The 20,448-nt window shown below is 57.8% G+C and carries 18 protein-coding genes; 15 read left to right on the forward strand and 3 right to left on the reverse strand.

Annotation, left to right across the window (positions count from 1 at the left end):
* Positions 1–3: 3 nt before the first annotated feature.
* From ACONT6_RS07350 to ACONT6_RS07365, 4 genes are all read left to right on the forward strand, one after another.
* Positions 4–576: a DUF2878 domain-containing protein gene (locus ACONT6_RS07350; protein ID WP_428821082.1), complete on the forward strand. Its 573-nt coding sequence runs from the start codon at positions 4–6 to the stop codon at positions 574–576.
* Positions 577–637: 61 nt separating this feature from the next.
* Positions 638–1,417 (forward strand): hypothetical protein, encoded by a 780-nt coding sequence (locus ACONT6_RS07355; RefSeq protein WP_428821083.1) that lies wholly within the window; start codon positions 638–640, stop codon positions 1,415–1,417.
* A gap of 142 nt (positions 1,418–1,559) precedes the next feature.
* The gene (locus ACONT6_RS07360) at positions 1,560–1,955 is read left to right on the forward strand and encodes a glycine zipper family protein (protein ID WP_428821084.1); all 396 of its coding nucleotides are present in this window, start codon (positions 1,560–1,562) and stop codon (positions 1,953–1,955) included.
* 232 nt (positions 1,956–2,187) lie between these two features.
* Positions 2,188–4,038 carry a fibronectin type III domain-containing protein gene (locus ACONT6_RS07365; protein ID WP_428821085.1) on the forward strand — a complete coding sequence of 617 codons (1,851 nt, stop codon included), beginning with the start codon at positions 2,188–2,190 and terminating at the stop codon, positions 4,036–4,038.
* Positions 4,039–4,134: 96 nt separating this feature from the next.
* Here the strand turns inward: ACONT6_RS07365 and putA are convergent, their stop codons facing one another.
* Positions 4,135–7,293, reverse strand: a complete 3,159-nt coding sequence (gene putA / locus ACONT6_RS07370; RefSeq protein WP_428821086.1) for a bifunctional proline dehydrogenase/L-glutamate gamma-semialdehyde dehydrogenase PutA — start codon at positions 7,291–7,293, stop codon at positions 4,135–4,137.
* Positions 7,294–7,432: 139 nt separating this feature from the next.
* Here putA and ACONT6_RS07375 point away from each other — a divergent pair, with 139 nt between their 5' ends.
* The 10 genes from ACONT6_RS07375 to ACONT6_RS07420 all read left to right on the forward strand — a co-directional run bounded on the left by ACONT6_RS07375 (position 7,433) and on the right by ACONT6_RS07420 (position 16,228).
* Positions 7,433–7,936: an Lrp/AsnC ligand binding domain-containing protein gene (locus ACONT6_RS07375; RefSeq protein WP_078085813.1), complete on the forward strand. Its 504-nt coding sequence runs from the start codon at positions 7,433–7,435 to the stop codon at positions 7,934–7,936.
* A gap of 56 nt (positions 7,937–7,992) precedes the next feature.
* A complete protein-coding gene (locus ACONT6_RS07380) occupies positions 7,993–8,925 on the forward strand; it encodes a DMT family transporter (protein ID WP_428821087.1) in 933 nt (310 codons plus the stop codon).
* A 68-nt stretch (positions 8,926–8,993) separates the two neighbouring features.
* Positions 8,994–10,151: an acyl-CoA dehydrogenase family protein gene (locus ACONT6_RS07385; RefSeq protein ID WP_428821088.1), complete on the forward strand. Its 1,158-nt coding sequence runs from the start codon at positions 8,994–8,996 to the stop codon at positions 10,149–10,151.
* Positions 10,152–10,197: 46 nt separating this feature from the next.
* Positions 10,198–10,518, forward strand: a complete 321-nt coding sequence (locus ACONT6_RS07390) for a YidH family protein (protein WP_428821089.1) — start codon at positions 10,198–10,200, stop codon at positions 10,516–10,518.
* A 29-nt stretch (positions 10,519–10,547) separates the two neighbouring features.
* Positions 10,548–11,294 (forward strand): AzlC family ABC transporter permease, encoded by a 747-nt coding sequence (locus tag ACONT6_RS07395; RefSeq protein WP_428821090.1) that lies wholly within the window; start codon positions 10,548–10,550, stop codon positions 11,292–11,294.
* Positions 11,287–11,634 carry an AzlD domain-containing protein gene (locus ACONT6_RS07400; protein WP_428821091.1) on the forward strand — a complete coding sequence of 116 codons (348 nt, stop codon included), beginning with the start codon at positions 11,287–11,289 and terminating at the stop codon, positions 11,632–11,634. Before ACONT6_RS07395 ends, ACONT6_RS07400 begins: the two co-directional genes overlap by 8 nt.
* Before the next feature lie 215 nt (positions 11,635–11,849).
* Positions 11,850–12,314, forward strand: a complete 465-nt coding sequence (locus ACONT6_RS07405; protein WP_428821489.1) for a (2Fe-2S)-binding protein — start codon at positions 11,850–11,852, stop codon at positions 12,312–12,314.
* Positions 12,315–12,342: 28 nt separating this feature from the next.
* Positions 12,343–14,580, forward strand: a complete 2,238-nt coding sequence (locus tag ACONT6_RS07410; RefSeq protein WP_428821092.1) for a molybdopterin cofactor-binding domain-containing protein — start codon at positions 12,343–12,345, stop codon at positions 14,578–14,580.
* A gap of 24 nt (positions 14,581–14,604) precedes the next feature.
* The gene (locus tag ACONT6_RS07415) at positions 14,605–15,645 is read left to right on the forward strand and encodes an XdhC family protein (RefSeq protein ID WP_428821093.1); all 1,041 of its coding nucleotides are present in this window, start codon (positions 14,605–14,607) and stop codon (positions 15,643–15,645) included.
* On the forward strand, positions 15,638–16,228 hold the full coding sequence (locus tag ACONT6_RS07420) for a nucleotidyltransferase family protein (RefSeq protein ID WP_428821094.1): 591 nt from the start codon (positions 15,638–15,640) through the stop codon (positions 16,226–16,228). The genes ACONT6_RS07415 and ACONT6_RS07420 overlap by 8 nt, the downstream gene beginning before the upstream one ends.
* A gap of 8 nt (positions 16,229–16,236) precedes the next feature.
* Here the strand turns inward: ACONT6_RS07420 and greB are convergent, their stop codons facing one another.
* Positions 16,237–16,752: a transcription elongation factor GreB gene (greB, locus tag ACONT6_RS07425; RefSeq protein WP_428821095.1), complete on the reverse strand. Its 516-nt coding sequence runs from the start codon at positions 16,750–16,752 to the stop codon at positions 16,237–16,239.
* The gene (locus ACONT6_RS07430) at positions 16,752–18,737 is read right to left on the reverse strand and encodes a S9 family peptidase (protein WP_428821096.1); all 1,986 of its coding nucleotides are present in this window, start codon (positions 18,735–18,737) and stop codon (positions 16,752–16,754) included. Before ACONT6_RS07430 ends, greB begins: the two co-directional genes overlap by 1 nt.
* A gap of 174 nt (positions 18,738–18,911) precedes the next feature.
* Here ACONT6_RS07430 and ACONT6_RS07435 point away from each other — a divergent pair, with 174 nt between their 5' ends.
* Positions 18,912–20,411, forward strand: a complete 1,500-nt coding sequence (locus ACONT6_RS07435) for an alanine/glycine:cation symporter family protein (protein ID WP_428821097.1) — start codon at positions 18,912–18,914, stop codon at positions 20,409–20,411.
* Positions 20,412–20,448 lie beyond the last annotated feature (37 nt).

The raw sequence follows: 20,448 nt of genomic DNA on the forward strand, positions 1-20,448 counted from the left end.
CTGATGGATTCTGTAGCCAGCGTGCAATCCCGATCGCGCAATTTCGGCAAGCTACTGCTCAGCGGCTTGCTGTTTGAAGTGGTGTGGTTTCTGTGTGTGGTCTCGCCAGGGACTGCACTGGTGGCTGTTGTCACTCTGTGTAACCTGTTGTTTCACGCGTGGTTGTTTGACCTCTCAGGCCCTGGCTCGCACGGTGTCAGGGGGGCTGCGCGTACCCTCGCATGGGTGGCGGCTGTCACGCTCTCCGGCTGTGTGATGGACTCGCTGCTCTTCCGCTTTGGGCTCTTCGCGTCATCTACCGAGTTCGTACTTTTGCCTGCCTGGCTATTGCTGCTTTGGGTGAATTTTGCCCTGGCACTGAGGTTTGCGTTTCATTTCTTGCAGCGTAAGTTGTGGATGGCAGCCTTGTTTGGCGCGTTTGGCGGACCTGCAAGCTACCTGGTAGGTGCGAAAATCAATGGCTCCGTTAGTCTCGCTGAACCGCTTTGGCTATCGCTGGTGATACTTGCCGGGCTCTGGGCTGTCTATCTGCCGGTAGTGATGCGGTGCGCGAAGACACCTGTATTTCGCCAATAAATCCTCGAGCCGTTGGTGTTTTCAAGAATTTACCCGTTGAGTAATTTTCCCGGAGGTGGTCATGGGTACCTGGTTGGCGGTGGCTTCTCTAGTGGTGTCCGGTTGCAGCGCGCCTGAATCAGTGACGGCGCAGGCAGCCGTGATAGGAAGGGCGCAGACGGCAGAGTCTGCAGGCGGCGCGCCACAAGTGCGCTATTGCGAGTACTTTCTTGAACCTCAAGGGGCATCCCAGACCCGTGCGGATGCGAGCAATATCCGCGTGGTGTATTACGCACCGGAGGGCCGCGAAGGCAAAAAAATCGCCGAGAAGCGGATTACCGGTGTTATTGATGACTCGGGAGTTCTGCTGTCCACCCGTCCACAAATTTCTCAGGAAGATTTCCGCCTGGGAGAGGTCCGGGAGGTTACTCGATCCGAAACCGGGTGGCGCATGCGCTACCGGGGTGACCGAAATTCCCGCTTTACCGAAACCACCCTGCCTATTGAACAGCTGGATGTGATCGATGCCGGTTTTGACCCCTACGTCCGCCAGCATTGGCAGCAATTAAAGGCGGGGGAGACCGTGCAGTTCCAGTTCGCCTCACCGGTGCACGGCCGCTCGATCAAGCTGCGAGCCAGGGCGATCCCCTGTGCGCGAGCAGAATCGTATCTCTGCCTGCGTGTGGAGCTTGCACAAGCATTCTTGCGCTGGATTGCCGGAGGGGAAATCGACCTTGAATATATTGCCGGGGCAGACGGCAAGCCGGGTTCCGCCAGGCTGGCGCGCTTTGTCGGCGTTACCAACCTGTTGGACAAGGCCGGCGAGCCACAGCGCCTGCAGCTGGACTACTTCTATCGTTGAGTCCGGGTCTGACCCTCTACCGCGTTTATCCTAACTATCTGTTCCTAGCCAATCCCCCGTTATTTCTACATGCGTTGGCGCGCTTCTCCACCATCGTCTAAACCTAAGTAGACGCAGGCGACAAATGTGGTGAGGAGCGCCAATGAGATCGAAGATCGTGGCCGCTGTGGGCCTAAGCGCAGTAACCCTATTTGGATGTGCCTACCAGCAGGAACAGGTATACGGTGCAGGCAATATCGTGATTGATACCTACGGCGTAAACATGCGGCAATACCAGCTGGATCTTGCGGACTGCAAAACCATGGCCATGGCGGCGCGCAACGATGCCGGGCGCCGCGGGGTGACCCGCGCTGCGGGCGGTGCGCTGCTGGGTGGTGCATTGGGAGCGATCATTGGCGATACCAGTAGTGCGGCTGCAGCAGCCGCCGGCGCCGGGGCATTGATCGGCGGCGTGAGTGGCGTCGGCAGTGCGCACGCTGAAGAAAATTATATCGCCCGTAACTGTCTGCGAGGTCGGGGTTACCGGGTGTTGAATTAGCAGAATTATTCGGCAAACCACAGGATGTTGCGCCGGGCTTTGGCCCGGCTTTTTTGCGTTTCCCTTTTGCGTTCCCTTTTGTGCTCCCTTTTGTGCTCCCTTTTGTGCTCCCAGGTTTTGGCCCGGCAGGCAGGATCGGCGGTCGTCATCAAACTGTCACCAAAAATTCATTTCCCTGACGCCATCTACAAATTTATGTCGTTAAAATCTCCCGCAAAATATGGGGGGTTCTATGCGACTATTTTCCAATCTGATACTGGCCGCTCTGCTGGTATGTACCATTCCTTTTGCCACCGCGGACACTTCAGAAGGTGTACATGGGGCGCTGGAGAAGCGTGTGACTGAGATTATTCAGCGCATGTCACGGGAGTTGTCACCATCGGAGCGTATCGCCCTGACACCGGAGTCGGCTGCCGAGTTTCTGTCACCAGACGAACGCGAATATCTCGCTACCGCGTTTTCCCGCTTCCGTGTAGACCGGCCTGCGGTCATTCATGTCGCGTTTGATTCCTCTTACGGTGAGACACCGTTCTGGCTTGCCGACCAGGGGTTTACCCGGTCCAGCGCCCTGGATTTTATTGTGGATGAGGACGACCCTTACCACGTATGGTCTAAGCGCGTGGGGGCAGGGGAGATCAACCTGGGCGTGCCCAGCCTTTCCGGAGAGCTCAAGCCCTATCTGGTATTTGCCGCGCCCGCAGAGGGCAAGCGGGCCGTCGAGATAACACCGCTGGTATCCGGCGTGGATGTGGCGGTTGCGAAAGTAGGCGGCCTGCCGTTTGTGGACGACAACGATTACTTCAATACTCTGCCGCAGGCGCTTGTCGGTCTACCGGTGTTGCGCAGCTTCGAGAGCTGGGAGCTGGTGTCCCGTTTTGTTGGGTATTTTCGGGAAACCCGCTATCCGTCCTCGGCGCAACCCGATCACTTGCAGCTGACCTGGCAGGGGAATCCGGCGACCTCTGCCACCGTGCAATGGCGCACAGACGACAGCGTCGACAGTGCACTTCTGTGGTTTGCTCCCAGGGACAAGTTTGTCAGTGTGGGCCGCAAGGCAGTGCAGCGGAAGAAGGCTACCTATACCGAGTTACACAGCCTTCAGGTGGTCAATGATCCCGTAGTGCGCCTGCACCGGGTGGCTCTTGAGAACTTGTCGCCGGCAACGGACTACCTGTATGCGGTCAGCGCGGATAACGGTAAAAGCTGGTCGGCTCCGCGCGAGTTTCGCACCACCGCGAGTTCGCCCTCCGAGCCGTTTTCCTTCGTCTATCTGGGGGACCCGCAAAATGGCCTGGACCGCTGGGGCCAACTGATTCGCCAGGCCGACTTTGAATTTCCCGATGCGCGCTTTTACATGATCGCCGGAGATCTGATCGATCACGGCCAGGAGCAGGACAACTGGGACCAGTTCTTCCACGAGGGCAGCTCGGTATTTGACCGTTCCATGGTGGTTCCGGCGCTGGGCAATCACGACAGCCACGGCGGTCATCCCACCCTGTACCTGAAGCAGTTTGCGTTGCCGGAAAATGGCAGCAGCGAGCTGGATCCCGGTCGTACCTATCACGTTACCTACCAGGACCTGCTGGTGGTGGTGATGGACTCCAATTACCACCTGGTTGAACCCGAGTTGCAGGTGGACTGGCTGGATCGCGTGCTGGGCGAGAGCAGTGCGCGCTGGAAAGTGGTGATCTACCATCACCCGTTCTACGCCTCCCGCGAAGGTCGCGACAACAAGATGATACGGGATGCCTGGGGACCGATTTTTGATAAGCACAACGTGGATATCGCTTTCCAGGGGCACGACCACGCCTACATGCGCACGGTGCCCATGCGCGGCAATGAACCGGTAGCCAAAGGGGAACAGGGGACCGTTTACCTGGTTGCGGTATCCGGTACAAAAATGTACGAGCAGGCGTTACCCGAGTTTGCCGCCTTTGGCGCGGTCAATACCCGCACTTACCAAGTGATCGACATCGATCCGCTGTCGGGCTCGCTCAAGTACCGGGCGATTGATGATCAGGGTAATACAGTCGATCAGTTTTCCCTGCAAAAACCTTTGTCCGCGGCACAGGCAAAACGATAACAGACGTCGGGCCGATACCCGGCAGCAGATACTTAATCGCTCAGATACAAAAAAGCCCGGGAATCCCGGGCTTTTTTGCAGGTTCGCCAAGGGTGATTACTCTCCCAGGGTGAACAGCTGGGTGTTGCCTCCGGTCGCCACGATATTGACCGTCTTGGTTTTCTCGTTGGCAAAACGGAACAGGTAGTGCGGACCTCCGGCCTTGGGGCCGGTGCCGGACAGACCCATGCCGCCGAACGGGTTGACCCCGACTACAGCACCGACCATATCGCGGTTTACATAACAGTTGCCCACATCAATGCGCTTGAATATGGCGCCGGCGCGGCCCTCGATACGGGAGTGCAGGCCAAAGGTCAGGCCGTATCCGGTGGCATTGATGCGGTGCACCACATCTTCCAGCTCTTCCGCCTTGAAGCGCACCACGTGCAGGAATGGGCCGAACACTTCGCGCTTCAACAGGTTGAAGTCCTCGATCTCGACTACTTGCGGGCCGAAGAAAGTGCCGTTCTTCGGACGCTTGGCTTCGTCAAAGGCAAACAGCGGTTTGGCTTCCTGCTGCATGCGTTCACTGTGCTTCTGCAGTAGACCCAGCGCTTTTTCGTCGATCACCGGACCGATGTCGGTTTCCAGCTTGGACGGATCGCCCAGGGTCAGTTCGTCACAGGCACCTTTCAGCATGTTCAGCAGGTTGTCTGCGATCACGTCCTGCACGCAAAGGATGCGCAGTGCGGAACAGCGCTGGCCGGCGCTCAAGAACGCGGACTGGATGACATCGTCCACGACCTGCTCGGGCAGGGCGGTGGAGTCGACGATCATCACGTTCTGGCCGCCGGTTTCGGCGATCAGCGGAACGATGGGGCCGTCTTTGGCTGCCAGCTGCATATTGATGTGCTTGGCGGTTTCGGTGGAGCCGGTGAAGGCCACGCCGGCAACCCGCGGGTCGTCCAGCAGCGGTTTACCAATGGCGGCACCGGTGCCGGTTACCAGATGCAGAATCTCCCGGGGTACCCCGGCTTCGTGCATCAGCTGTACCGCGCGGTGGGCAATACAAGGGGTCTGTTCTGCGGGCTTGGCGAGTACGCCGTTACCGGCAGCGAGGGCCGCCACAACCTGGCCGGTGAAAATCGCCAGCGGGAAGTTCCACGGGCTGATACACACGAACACACCGCGGCCGCAGAGGCTGAGCTCATTGGTCTCGCCGGTTGGCCCGGGCAGTACGGTGGGCTCACTAAAGTGCTTGCGCGCGCCGTTGGCGTAGTAACGGCAGAAGTCCACCGCCTCGCGCACTTCCGAGATGCCGTCGTTAAGGGTACGGCCGGCTTCGCGGCAGATGATTGCAACCAGTTCGTTGAGATGCTGCTCGTACAGATCGGCGACCTTGTCGAGAATCTTCGCGCGCGCGTCACCACCCAGGCGGTTCCAGGCGCGTTGGTGCTGCTGCGCCGAGGAGAAGGCTTTTTCGATCAGGGCCGGATCAGCATCGGCGGTATGGCCCACGGTTTCGCCAGTGGCCGGGTTGAGCACGGGCTGGTCGCCGGAAATGGATTCGCCGTCAATGATCGGGCCGCCTTTCCAGGAGGCGCCACTAGTTGCAGATACTGCCTGCATCAGTGGCTCCGCGGAGATGGGGTCGGTCAGCTCGATGCCGTGGGAGTTTTTACGCGGCAGGGCTTCGTGGCCGATATAGATGTCCGCGGGTACCGGGATTTCCGGGTGGCGGTACGGGTTGCATGCTTCGCTCAGCTTCAGGGTATCGCGCACCAGTTCATTGACCGGGGTCTTCTCGTCCATGAAGCGGTTGACGAAGGAGCTGTTGGCGCCATTTTCCAGCAGACGGCGGACCAGGTAGGGCAGCAGGTCTTTGTGAGCGCCCACCGGTGCGTAGACCCGGACCGGGACGCGCTTGCCGTGTACTGCTTCGATCTGATCGTAGAGCAGGTGGCCCATGCCGTGCAGGCGCTGGAATTCATAGTCGTTGGCGTCGCCCGCCAGTTCCAGGATCAGGCCCACGGTGTAGGCGTTGTGGGTGGCAAACTGCGGGTAGATGGCATCGCGGCCATCCAGCAGTTTCTTTGCGCACACCTGGTAAGACAGGTCAGTGTGGCACTTGCGGGTGTACACCGGGTAGTCGGTCAGGCCCATCTGCTGGGCGTGTTTGATTTCGGTATCCCAGTAGGCACCTTTTACCAGACGCACCATCAGCTTGCGGCCGGTATCGCGGCCCAAGGCAATCAGCCAGTCGGCCACGTGCGGGGAACGTTTCTGGTAGGCCTGCAGAACAAAGCCGAGACCCTGCCAGTCTTTCAGTTCCGGGTCGCGGGCCAGCGCTTCAAATACGTCCAGGGAGATATCCAGACGGTCGGCTTCTTCGGCATCAATATTGAGGCCCATATCGTATTTTGCCGCGGCCACGCAAAGTTCTTTCACGCTGGGCAGTAGTTCATTCATCACGCGGTCGCGCTGCAGTTCGCTGTAGCGCGGGTGCAGGGCAGAGAGCTTGATGGAAATACCGTTGGCCTCGACAACATCGCGTTTGGTGTTGTCCGCACCGATGGCTTCGATAGCCATCATGTAGGCATCGAAGTAACGCTGTGCGTCCGCCATGGTGCGCGCGCCTTCGCCGAGCATGTCGAAGGAGAAGCGGGTGCCGGGCTTGTTTTCCGCCGGGCCGCGCTTGAGTGCTTCCTTAATAGTGCGGCCAAGGACGTACTGGCCGCCCATGATCTTCATGGCCTGCATCATGGAGGTGCGGACCATGGGCTCACCCATGCGGCTGACCAGTCGCTTCATCCAGGTGGAGGGCTTTTCCGTAATATCCGGATCGAGTTCCACGATATTGCCGGTCAGCATCAGTCCCCAGGTAGAGGCATTCACGAACAGGGAATCTGACTGGCCGCGGTGACTGGACCAGTTGCCGGAGTGCACTTTCTCGGCGATCAGTTTGTCGGCAGTGTCCGCATCCGGCACCCGCAACAGGGACTCGGCCAGACACATCAGCGCCACGCCTTCCTTATTGGAGAGGCCGAACTGCTGCAGGAAGGCATCGAGCGTGCCGCGTTTACTGCGCTGCTCACGGGATTTGACCACCAGCTGGCTGGCGGTGGCGAGAATTTTCTCCCGCAGGGCCTCTCCCGGGCGCGGTGCGGCCAGCAGCTCGCTGACGCACTGGTTTTCGTCGGCATGCAGGTATTGGCGGGCCTTCTGGCGGGCGCTGTGCAACTCTTCGGTCAATTGGCCGGCGAACTGTTTAGACATGTGGACTCCCAGACTAAAATAAGGTGCAGGATAAAAAACCGGATTATGTGGTAAATGTCCCAGAATTAATCGCCATTCTTCCACGGAGTGTGGTTAAATATAGGGCTTATTCGGTTAATCACCAGTAGGGTATTTTGTTATGTCTCGGAAATTGGAAGATCTGGACCGCATTGATCGCCAGATTCTGCGCATTCTGCAGCGCGCTGGCCGCCTGCCCAACGTTGAGCTGGCCCGCCGGGTTAACCTGAGCCCCACGCCCTGTCTCGAGCGTGTGAAGCGCCTCGAGCGCGAGGGGTTTATTCAGGAATACGTCGCGCTGCTGGATCCGCTGAAAGTGGATGCGGGTCTCGTTGTCTATATCCAGGTATCCCTGTCGGATACCGCCACTGAGACGCTTGAGGCGTTCAACAAGCATGTGTCCGGTCTCGAAGAGGTTCAGGAGTGTCATATGGTTGCCGGTGGTTTCGATTACCTGGTAAAAATCCGTATTAAGGATATGCTCGGCTACCGTCGATTCCTCGGCGAAAAGCTCGCATCGGTACCGGGTGTGCGCGAGACCCATACCTACGTGGTCATGCAGGAAGTGAAGACCGATACGTCTGTCGCCGTGCCCGATCCTGAACCCAAGTCCGGCAAGCGATAGTCCGGTACCGGGTCTGAGTCAACAATGCTGTATCTGGATCGAGTCTAGTGGATCGAGTGGAATCCTTGCCCGCCTCCAGCGCGGCCAATCGCCGCGCTACGCTGCTGGCGCTGGCCGCTGTCCTGTGCTGGTCTACCGTGGCGAGCGCCTTCAAGCTGTCACTCCAGTATCTGACGCCGTTACAGTTGGTCAGTATCGCTTCGGTCGTTTCCGCCGTATTTATGCTCACTGCCATACTCTGGCAGGGGCGCACCGCTGAAATTGGCCGCAGCTGGAAGGTAAATTACCGCTGGTATATCGCGCTTGGTTTTTGCAATCCTTTCCTTTATTACCTGACCTTGTTCAACGCCTATGAGCTGCTGCCCGCGCAACAGGCCCAGCCATTGAATTACACCTGGGGCGTTCTGCTAGCGCTATTGTCAGTACCACTTCTCAAGCAAAAGCTGCGCCGTCAGGATCTCCTCGCCGGACTTGTGTGTTACACCGGCGTGCTGGTTATCGCTACCAGCGGCAATTTGCTCGATCTGCAGTTCGATCAACCCTGGGGTGTGGCGCTGGCGCTGATCAGTACTCTGATCTGGTCCTGTTACTGGCTGTTGAATACCCGTATCGGTGGCAATGCGGCGGTGAACCTGTTTCTCACCTGTTGCTGCGGTCTGCCGTGGCTCGCCGCGACGCTACTTTGGCAGGGCTGGGGGGAGAGCTGGCAGTGGCCGCCACTGGCGGGTTGGCTCGGGGCCATCTATGTGGGATTGTTCGAAATGGGGATCGCATTCCTGCTCTGGCAAGCAGCAATGATGACCTGTGACAATACCGCCCGGATCAGCAATTTTATTTACCTGTCGCCACCGCTGTCGCTACTGTTGATTGCGCTGTTGGTGGGTGAAAAGATCCAGCTTGCCACCATTGCCGGCCTCGCACTGATCCTGCTGGGCGTGGCGATACAGCAGGGCGCTTTGAAACGGCTGCTGTTGAAACGATCACGATAAAACCAATAACGAATCGCACACCAGAGTAGTGGGCGAGAACTACCTGCGAGAAAAGAGGTGAGAGCACCATGAATTTTGCCCTGAGTGAAGAACAGCAAATGATCCAGGACGCCGCGCGCCAGTTCGCTGACAGTGAGCTGAAGCCGGTCGCTGCAGAGCTGGACAAGACCGGTAACCGGACGCTGTTTCTGGACAAGCTGAAGCAACTGGCAGAGCTCGGCTTTATGGGAATCAATATCGATCCGGATTTCGGCGGCACCGGTGCCGGTACTGTTGCGTTCAGCCTGGCCATCACCGAACTCGCCCGTGGTTGTGCATCCACAGCAACTACCACTTCGGTCACCAATATGGTGGCAGAAGTGATCCAGGCAAAAGGGACCGACGAGCAGAAGTCCCGCTACCTGCCCAAAATCTGTAGTGGCGAATACCCGGCGGGTTCATTCTGTCTGACCGAGTCCGGCTCCGGATCAGATGCCGCCGCCATGCGCACCCGCGCGGTCAAAGACGGCGACGACTATGTTCTGAATGGCAGCAAGCTGTTTATCAGTAGCGCCGAGTTCGCCGGTATTTTCGTGGTATGGGCGGTGACCGACAGTAGCGCGACAAAAGGTAAGGGCATCTCGTGTTTCCTGGTCGAAGCCGGTACCCCCGGGCTAGTGGTCGGCAAGGCGGAAGAGAAGATGGGACAAAAGGCCTCCGTTACCAACGAGGTGTCTTTCGAGGATTGCCGCGTACCTGCAGCCAATATGCTGGGCGAAGAGAATCGCGGTTTCCGTATTGCTGCCGGTGAGTTGGCCGGCGGCCGCATCGGCATCGGTTCCCTGGCGTTGGGGATCGGACTGGAAGCGCTGGACTGCGCTCGCGCCTATCTGCAGGAACGCGAGCAGTTCGGCAAACCCCTGGCCCAGTTCCAGGGGCTGCAGTGGCAGCTCGCGGACAAGTACACCGAGCTGGAAGCTGCGCGCTTGCTGCTGATGCAGGCGGCCTGGCAAAAAGAAGCAGGCGAGCACTTCGGGCCGGCGGCATCCATGGCAAAGCTCTACGCCGCGGAAAAGGCCAACGAGGCTTGTTACGTAGCGCTGCAGATGCACGGCGGTGTGGGTTATACCCGCGAGTTCCCGCTGGAGCGCATGGCGCGGGATGTTCGTATCACCACGATCTACGAAGGCACCAGCGAAATCCAGCGACTGATTATCGCGCGGCACCTTCTGGACGGTGTACGCTAACCGGCGGACGCCAACTGAGTTTGTCATTTCCGCGCTGGAGCTGTGTATGATTCGTAATTTTCAGGAGCATGCCGCCAATGAGCGGACGTTTCTCGCCTGGATTCGTACAGCGACGGCGGTTGTCGGTTTTGGTCTTGCGATTGGGCGCTTGGGCAGTCAGGTGCCCTCGCCGTGGACCGAGATTGCCATGTTGTTTTCCGGCGGTTTGGTGATTTTGCTGGCCTATCTGCGTATGCGCAGTAAGCAGCGGGAAATCGATAGCACGACGGAGCAGGCCGCGGAAGAGCGGCCGTTCGACCTTCTACTGCTCGCCCTGGTCTGTAGTATGTTTGCGCTTATCGCTTTTTTTACCCTGCACCTCGTATAGTCGTCCTGACGTATTAAAGGATTGAATTCTTGAGTTCACAGATTGCCTCAACTGAAAACCGCTCATTGCTGTTGGGAGCACGTGAGGCCATTCCCTTGCTCGGCGGTTATATCCCGGTTGCGATCTCGTTCGGTCTTATCGCGGTTCAATCCGGTTTCAGCGGCTGGGAAGCCGTGCTTATTTCGACACTGGTGTACGCGGGCGCCTCGCAGTTTCTGTTTGTGGCCATGGTCGCGTCCGGCGCGCCATTGTGGTTTGTGGTGCTAATGACGCTCCTGATTAATGCGCGCCACGTCGTATATGGGCCGAACATTGCGCCCTGGTTGAATAAAAACCGGTGGTGGCCATGGCTGATGCACGGCCTTACGGATCAGATTTTTGCTTTGGCGCTTGTGCGTTTGCCGCAGCTTGAAGCGCGCGAGCGTATGGGGTGGTATATCGGTGCATCGATCGTTGCCTGGTTCAGCTGGATTGGTGGCACGGCGCTGGGCGCCGTTGCCGGCAAAGAGCTGACCCAGCGCTGGCCATTACTCGGAGAGATTATGCCGTTTGCGTTGCCGGCACTGTTTCTCGTGCTGCTGGCACCACGGTTTGCCTCGAGGCTGTGGGCCATTACCCTTGGTAGCACGGCGATTGTTGCGTTGTTGTTTGCGGTGAGCGGCATGAAGAATGCGGGCATTCCTATCGCTGCGGTGTGTGGTGCGCTGGTGTATTACGGGCTGAGCTCGCTGGTGCGGGATAAGGTGCAGCGGAGCAGGGGGGCGCAAGATGGATAGCGAACTCTGGATTGCTCTGCTGGCAACAGCCATCGGCACGTTTTTGATGCGTGCTCTGCCCCTGTTGTGGATGCAACGTCATCTGGTCCGCAAGCAGGCTGGTAATTCGCTGGATGCGATGCCGTCCTGGCTCACTGTACTGGGACCATTGATGATCGCGGCGATGTTTGGTGTGTCGCTAGTGCCATCAAAGGTCAGTGCACAGGCATGGCTGGCTACCGCGATCGGTACGCTCATTACTTACCTGGTGTGGAAGCGTACGAATTCGCTGGGCTGGCCGGTATTTGTCGGCGTCGTTGGATACGGCGGTGTCATTCTACTCGCAAGTATTGCTGCCTAGCGGGCTCCCCGCTGCTGTGGGCGGAACCGGTGAATCGAATAGAGCGGTGGCAAGTGCCACCGTTTCTCATTTACCTGTCATTTAATAGAAATAGGCAATAATTCAAAAGTATCCAGCTAGTTTTCCCTTTGGTCGCGGCGTAGTATTTCTGCACGATACCGCTGTTATGTGCCGTGGTTTCCAATAAATCCAATAGGGAGAGCAATACCGTGCCTATCACGCTGAATGTCAATGGCGCCGATCACGAGCTGGATGCTGCGCCGGATACGCCCCTGCTCTGGGCAATTCGCGATCACCTCAAAATGACCGGAACCAAGTTTGGTTGCGGCATGGCCATGTGCGGTGCCTGTACGGTTCATATGGATGGCCAACCCATCCGCTCCTGCTCCATGCCCATACAAGCCGCTGCGGGCAAAAAAATCACTACCATTGAAGGCGTGTCTTCAACCGCCGCCTCACCTGTCGCCAAGGTTGTCCAACAGGCGTGGAACGAATCGCAAGTGGTTCAGTGTGGCTACTGCCAATCCGGGCAAATAATGTCCGCGATCGCACTGCTTGAAAAAAATCCCACCCCCTCCGACGCGGATATTGATTCCGCGATGTCCGGCAATATCTGTCGGTGCAATACGTATCACCGCATTCGCGGTGCTATCAAAGATGCATCTGAGAAACTGGGCTAAAAATTAGGGCGAACCGGAGGGGAAAATTATGCGTTGGATAGATAGCGATACACGTAAGAATCTGGAAAAGCAATTTCAGGAAGCGGGCCAGAGCTCGTTGGGCAGTAATAGTAGTCGCCGAAATTTTCTCAAGGTAATCGGCGGTGTCGGGGCCGGCCTTACCCTGGCTATCAATAGCCCCGGGGTTGTTTCTAAAACCGCATCGAGAGTGATGGCGGGTGCCGAAGGCGCGGCGGAAAGCTTTGCTCCCAACGCATTTGTTCGTATAGGCGCGGACAACCGTGTGGCGGTTGTCATCAAGCATGTGGAAATGGGGCAGGGTACCTATACTGGCTTGGCCACCCTGGTTGCAGAGGAACTGGACGCAGACTGGAATCAGATTGATTCTGTCGGCGCACCTGCCGATGGAAAACGCTACAACAATCTCAACTGGGGCCCCATGCAGGGTACAGGTGGCAGTTCCGCCATTGCCAATTCCTTTCAGCAGATGCGCATGGCTGGCGCCACGGCTAAAGCGATGCTGGTTGCCGCTGCGGCACAAAGCTGGAGTGTGCCTACCGCGGAAATTTCCGTAAGCAAGGGGGTGGTGCGTCACGATGTTAGCGGCAGGCAAGCCAGTTTTGGCGACCTGGCCGAGCTCGCGGCGACTCAGCCGGTACCGGATGCCGAGAAGGTAACCCTCAAAGATCCCACCGAATTCACCCATATCGGTACCTCGTTGCCGAGAAAGGACCTGGGAAAAACAGATGGGACGGCAGTTTTCACGCAGGATGTGCAGCTGGATGGCATGCTGACCGCACTGGTAGCCCACGCGCCGCGGTTTGGCGCAACCGTCAAAAGCTTTGATGCCAAAGCGGCCAAAGCTTCTAGCGGGGTGGTAGAGGTCATTGAAATTCCTACCGGCATTGCCGTGATTGCCCAGGACTACTGGAGTGCAAAAGTTGCACGCGACAAATTGGATATTGTGTGGGATGAATCCCAGGCAATGACCAGAAGTAGCGAGCAGATCATGTCAGAGTACCGTGCGCAGTCCAAAAAAGAGGGCAGTGTTGCGCGCAATGACGGTAGTGCAAGTGATGCACTCACCAGCGCGGATACCGTGATTGCAGCTACCTATGAGTTTCCCTACCTCGCGCATGCAGCCATGGAGCCAATGAACTGCGTTGCGCTGGTCAATAAAGATGGCTGTGAAATCTGGAACGGCGAACAGTTCCAGTCGATCGACCAGATGAATATCAGCAAGCTACTGGGGCTTCCCGTCGAGAAGGTGAAGCTGAATATGCTGTTTGCCGGCGGTAGTTTCGGCCGTCGCGCCAACCCGGATTCCGACTATCTGATTGAGGCGGTGCATATTGCCAAGGCAAAAATGGGCACGCCTATCAAACTGGTGTGGTCCCGCGAAGATGACATGCATGCCGGCTACTTCCGCCCGGCCTATGTACACCGGGTACGCGGTGGTTTGGATGCCGAGGGAAATATCGTCGGTTGGGAGCAGCATATCGTCGGTCAGTCTATCCTGACTGGAACGCCATTTGGGCAGGGCATAAAGAATGGCGTTGATCACTCGTCTGTTGAGGGCGCGAGCACGCTGCCTTACGCTATCCCCAATATCCGTGTGGATGTCACCTCAGTCGAAGAGAAAGTGCCGGTCTTGTGGTGGCGTTCCGTAGGGCATACGCATACCGCTTATTCTACGGAAACGTTTATTGACGAGTTGGCCGCAAAGGCCGGGCAGGACCCGGTGGATCTGCGAATGAAGTTGCTGGATGGGCACCCGCGCTGGCAGGGAGTGCTGAAGCTCGCGGCAGATAAAGCCGGGTGGGGGAAGGCATTACCCAAGGGCTGGGGACGTGGCATCGCGGTGCACGAATCATTCAATTCTTATGTGGCTCAGGTCGCGGAGGTGTCCGTAGCGGAAGACGGCAAGTTCAAGGTTGAGCGGGTAGTATGCGCGGTAGACTGTGGCGTTCCGATTAACCCTGATGTCATCCGTGCGCAGATGGAAGGGGGCATTGGCTTTGGCCTGGCGCCGGCGCTGGTCAGCGCAATTACTTTCCAGGAAGGAAAAGTTGTCGAGTCCAATTTCCATAACTATCAGGTGCTGCGCATCAATCAGATGCCGGATGTGGAAGTTCATATCGTGCCGTCGACCGAGCCTCCCACGGGTGTCGGTGAACCGGGCGTACCACCGATTGCTCCGGCAGTAGCTAACGCGCTGGCAGCCGCTACCGGTAAGCGCTACTACTCGCTGCCGATCAAAGTGTGATGATCAGGGGTTTTTGATAAATAAATGTCGAGTCATCTGATTGCGTTGCTCAGAACGTGGCATCCGCTACGGGATAAAACCGACTGGGTATTGGGTACCGTATACAGAACCGAAGGTCCCTGCTATCGCAAGTCGGGAGCCATGATGTTATTCAGTGCGGACGGCCATCAACTCGGTATGTTGAGTGGTGGGTGCCTGGAATCCGATATACATCAGCAGGCTCGCCGGGTGATGCACAGCGGTCAATCGATCACCCTGACCTATGACGGCAGTGACGAGGATGATCTTTCCTTTCAATTGGGAATTGGCTGTGGCGGTACGGTACATATCCTGTTGCAGCCCGTGCACGCAGCAAACCAGTATCTTGAACTGGATCGTGTGTATGCCGCACTTCGGGAGTTTCGCTCAGGTTCCTACTATCAATATATCCCTGGCAACCAAGCCGACGTTGTTGGCGATGAAAGCCAGACGCATTTTACGGAGAGTGATTCGTCGGCTGTCGAATCCTTCCGTGTACGCGCCCGGTTGATAGAGGAGGGCGAGAGCCTTTGGTTGTGTACCGGTATAACACCGCCGCCCCATTTGTTGATCGTTGGCGGCGGCATTGACGCCAGACCTCTGGCGGCAATGGGGCATCAGCTGGGGTGGAGGATCAGCGTATGGGATCCCCGCCCGGCCAATGCCCGGCGTGAGTATTTCCCTGTTGCGGACGAATTGCTGAACTGTCCAGTGGATTCGCTGGCGGAATTTGTACGTAGCCTGAAAGTGAATGCTGTAGTCTTGATGAGCCATAACATTGAGCTGGATGCCAGCGCATTGTCAGTGCTGCATGGCACAGCACTCCATTATCTTGCCCTTCTCGGTCCCCGTAGTCGCCGCGATCGCATCGTTACCAAAGCTGGGATTGACCTGACCGGACAATCTCCGACAATTGCCGGTCCCGCCGGGCTGGAGATCGCCGCCGATCTGCCGGAAACCATCGCACTTTCGATCCTCGCTGAATGTCAGGCGGTGCTGAACCAGGGGAGTGGTCGCTCGATCAGCGGAATTCTTCCTCATGCATGACATCAAAATTGCCGCGTTGATTATGGCCGCCGGAGAGTCTTCCCGGTTTCGCGGCTGCAAGCATCTGGCAATGATTGACGGCGCGCCAATGTTGCAGGGGGTCGTCAACCAGCTCCATGGAATGGTGGCGAAGACGTATGCGGTGACCGGTGCCTGGCATAACGAGATTGAGGAAGCAGTACTGGGTGGCGAGTTGCGCGGTCTGCAGTTGATTCACAATCAGGCGTGGCGGCGTGGACTTGGCCACTCCATTGCGGTAGGGGTCGCTGCGCTGGCCTCAAAATTTGATGGTGTAATGATACTGTTGGCAGATCAGGTGGCGATCCAGCGAGAAGATATTGCGGCACTGCTTTCACAGTTTGATGGTCAGAATATTGTCTGTGGCGTATATGGCGACCGACGTGGGGTGCCCGCGGTTTTCGGGACGCCACACTTGTCTTTGTTGCAAAAGCTTGATGGAGACCGGGGAGCTCGCCTTCTGCTGAACAGCGGCGAGCTGTCGATCGTGGATTGTCCAATGCCCCGCGCCGCCATTGACATCGACACGCGACAGGGACTGGAAAACTGGCGTGCGCAGATATAGAGGCGAGATTAACTTTCCGGGGCAGTTTCCGGGTATTCGATCTCGCAGATGTAATAGGTAACCCACTGCTCCATCTGTTGGATTTCCACTTCATCGTCGATCCGCTTTCCAAGCAGGGCGCGAGCGACAGGGGAGTCCATCGAAATCAAACCTTCCTTCACATTAAACTCATCCGGGCCGACGATACGGTATTTCACTTCCTTGCCGTTTTCGTCTTCCAGTGTCACCCAGGCGCCGAAGAAAACCTTGTCGCGGTCGTCTGGAATCCGGTCCACCACGGTAATCTCTTCAAGACGCTTGGTCAGAAAGCGTACCCGGCTGTCGATTTCCCGCAGGCGTTTCTTGCCGTAGATATAATCCGCATTCTCCGAGCGATCCCCGAGCTTGGCGGCATCACTCACGGCCTGGGTAACGCGTGGGCGCTCCTGTTCCCACAGAAACTTCACTTCCGCGCGCATACGCTGCGCGCCTTCCGGGGTAATGTAGCGTGAGCCGCGCGGACGCGGCGGTCTCCAGCGTCCCATCAGGGGGTTTCCTTGAGATTATGGATATCGATACCGGGGCCGGGTGAGGGCAGGGGAAAATCAAAGATGCGGCTGTAAAACTCGAGCTCTCCTTCCAAAGCCATCTTGATGCTGTCGGCGCTGCGGAATCCGTGTCCTTCTTCGGCGAAGGTGATGTAGGCCACCGGCAGGCCGCGATCTTTCAGTGCGTCTACCATGGCCTCGGCCTGGTTTGGTGGCACCACCTTGTCTTCCATGCCCTGGAAAAAGATTACCGGACAGTTGAGCTTTTCGATGTGCTCGATGGGTGAGCGCTCCCGGTATACGGATTCGGCTTCCGGCCAGGGGCCAACCAGTTTGTCCAGGTAGCGGGACTCGAACTTGTGGGTATCCCGCGCGAGTGTGGTGAGGTCGCCGATACCGTAGTGGCTGGCACCGGCAGAAAAGGTATCGTGGAAGGCGAGGGCCGCAAGTACAGTGTAGCCGCCGGCACTGCCACCCTTGATCAGCAGGCGCTGTGGGTCTGCAAGGCCTTTCTTTACCAGGTATTCAGCCCCGGCACACACATCCTCTACATCAATAATTCCCCAGTTGTCTGCCAGTCGGTCGCGGTAGTCGCGGCCGTAGCCGGTGCTGCCGGAGTAATTGACATCCAGGATGGCGATACCGCGGCTGGTCCAGTATTGGATCTTGAGGTTGAGTGCGGCGGAAGTGGCGCCAGTGGGGCCACCGTGGCTGAATACGATCAGCGGCGGCAGCTCGCCCTGTGGCGCGCTGAACCCGGGATTGGTGGGGGGGTAGTAAAACCCGTGCACTTCCCGTTCCCCGACTTGGAAGCTGACCGGTTGTGCACGTGCAAACGTGGATGTCGGCAGGGCTAGGTTGCCGCTTTGGGCAATGGATTGAAACTGCCCGGTTTGCACGGAATACAGTGTAATTTCCGGTAGCGAGTCTGCGCTGCCTGCGATCATCAGCGCTTTGCCCGGTGCACAGCTGATACTCTCGAAATCGCACCCGGGGTGCGGCACCAGTTCCGATGAGCCGTTTTTCAGATCGATGATGGCGAGTTGCCAGAGCCCGTTTTGGGTGAAGGTACAGAATATCTGTTCCTCGGAAACAAAACCGTAAGTCGACATGCCGAACACCCACTGGGGCGTGGCGAATTCCGCCGGTTTTTCCCAGATGGGGGCATCGCTACCCAGGCGGTAGAGGTTCCACCAGTTACTGCGGTCGGAAACGTAATAGAGGTCGCCGCCGGGAGACCACTGTGGCTGGAAAATGGACTCGTTGCCATTGCCGGCGACACGGCGGGCCTTGCCCAATGTCCCGTCGGCATTGAGGTCAGCAAGCATAAGGTCCGTGGCGTCCCACGGCATATCCGGGTGATGCCACTGGAGAAAACTGAGCTGTTTGCCGTCCGGGCTGATTGCCGGGTTGGAGTAGAAATCTGCACCCTCGGCAATGATTTCGAAGGGGGCCGTTTCATCTGCGGTCTCTTTACCTTGCAGATCGATAGCGATAATTCGGGCGATTGCCTCGCGGTCGCTTTGCGACTCGTCTTCCTGTACACAGATCAGTCGCTGCCGGGCCTGGTCGACGATCAGGTCGGCATAGCGGATATTGTCTTCCGGGGTAAGCGGTTCAGGCACCTCGCCATTTAATGGCATACGGTAGATTCGTTGATCCGCCGCGAGGACGAAATAGACCCAGCCATCGGCAACGGTATAACTGCCTCCGCCGTATTCATGCGCCTTGGAGCGCACACTGAGTGGCGCGGGCAACAGGTCGCGACGCCCGGATTGCGGATCATACTCCACCAGTACCGAACGGCCTTTTTCTGCTGGCCGGGATTCGAGCCAGTAGGCGCGGTTTTCAAACAGGCGCGCTTCACCCAGGCGAACATTGCCGGCGGTGAGCAAATCGGCGCTGATCGCAGAGCGCCAGCTGCCGTATGGCGCCTGTTCCGGTGCGTCATTTGATGGGGTATCCAGTGGGGTCAAAGTCATTCCTCCTGTCGCCTGTGTAATACATCCGGCTGGCGTGAATGATCGCATTGTACGCTGGCACGCGAGTGCGGCAACACGATTCTAATCGGCTGCTAGTCTTAATGTAGTCGCGTCATTCGGCGCCAGCCGCCCCTGGGAGAAACCCGGGGGTGGATTACTATGGCGGAGAGCGGTATGCAGGGGTTATTGGACGGCTTGGCATCTCTGATCAGTTGGGGAAACAGCCTCACCTGGGGCGGCCTGGGCGGATACTGGTGGCTGGGTATCCTGATCGCGGCGCTACTGCCTGCGGGTCTGTATTTCACGGTGCGCATGGGGTTTGTGCAGTTTCGCTGTTTCGGCCACATGCTGCGGGTGATGGGGCACAGTTTCCACAAGGAGCATGATGACGCGGTATCGTCCTTTCAGGCCTTTGCCACCAGCGCGGCAGCCCGCGTGGGCACAGGTAATATCGCCGGTGTGGCGGTAGCAATTACCGCCGGTGGGCCCGGCGCCATTTTCTGGATGTGGCTGGTAGCCATGGTGGGTATGGCCACCAGCTTGGTGGAGAATACCCTCGCACAAGTCTTCAAGGAGCAAGGCGAGGTAGCGGGCACCTTTCGCGGCGGCCCCGCGTATTACATCGACAAGGGGCTCGGCAAGCGCTGGAAATGGCTGTCCATTGTCTTTTCTGTCTTCCTTATTATTTGCTTTGGCTTTTTCTTCAACGCCGTGCAGGCCAATGCCATGTCCGAGGCGATTCACTCGGCCTGGGGGATCAACCCGCTTGTTGTGGGCGTGCTAATCGCCGTTCTGGCGGGGTTGATCGTATTTGGCGGGATCAAATCGATCGGTCGATTCGCCGGTATCGTTGTCCCGATCATGGCGCTGGCCTACATCGCCATCGCGCTGTTTGTGATTGCCACCAATATCTCGCGTATTCCCGAGGTCTTCAGCCTGATCTTTGCCAATGCCTTTGGTATGCATGAGGCGGGGGCGGGCGCGTTTGGTGCGGTGGTGGCCAACGGTATCAAACGGGGTCTGTTTTCCAACGAAGCGGGTATGGGTTCATCGCCGAACGTAGGCGCGGTTGCCGATGTGAAACACCCGGTCGTGCAGGGTTACGTGCAGATGGCCTCGGTATTTCTCGATACCATGCTGATCTGCACCGCCACAGCGGCGCTTATTCTGCTGAGCAACGTCGAACTGAGTGGCGCCATGGAGGGCGTGACGCTTACCCAGGCGGCGCTGGCCAGTGAGGTGGGCAGCTGGGGGAGCAGCTTTATTGCGATCGCGCTGATTTTCTTTGCGTTTACCTCGGTGATCGCCAACTACTACTATGCCGAAACCAATATCTTCTATCTTTGGCATACGCGGGTATCCATATTCTGCTACCGGTTCCTGTACATCGTTTTTATCCTGTTCGGCGCCTGGGTGGCCTGGAGTGGGAGCTCCGACAACTTCCAGCTGCTGTGGAATATGGCGGACATGTCCATGGGCTTTATGGCTTCTGCCAACCTGCTCGCGATTCTGTTGTTGTCCGGCGTGGCAATCAAGGTATTTGCGGACTACGAAACACAACGGAATCGTGGCATAGCTGAACCGGTATTCGATGCTCGACAGCACCACATCCCCGGGATAGAACCGGATGTTTGGCAGGGTGGCCCGCATATCCCGGGAGAGCACATGGAATAGGGCGGGCAGGACCTAGCTCCTCGAGCAAATGAGACAT

Origin of the sequence: Microbulbifer sp. MCCC 1A16149, assembly GCF_050368945.1 — a bacterium.
GTDB lineage: Bacteria > Pseudomonadota > Gammaproteobacteria > Pseudomonadales > Cellvibrionaceae > Microbulbifer.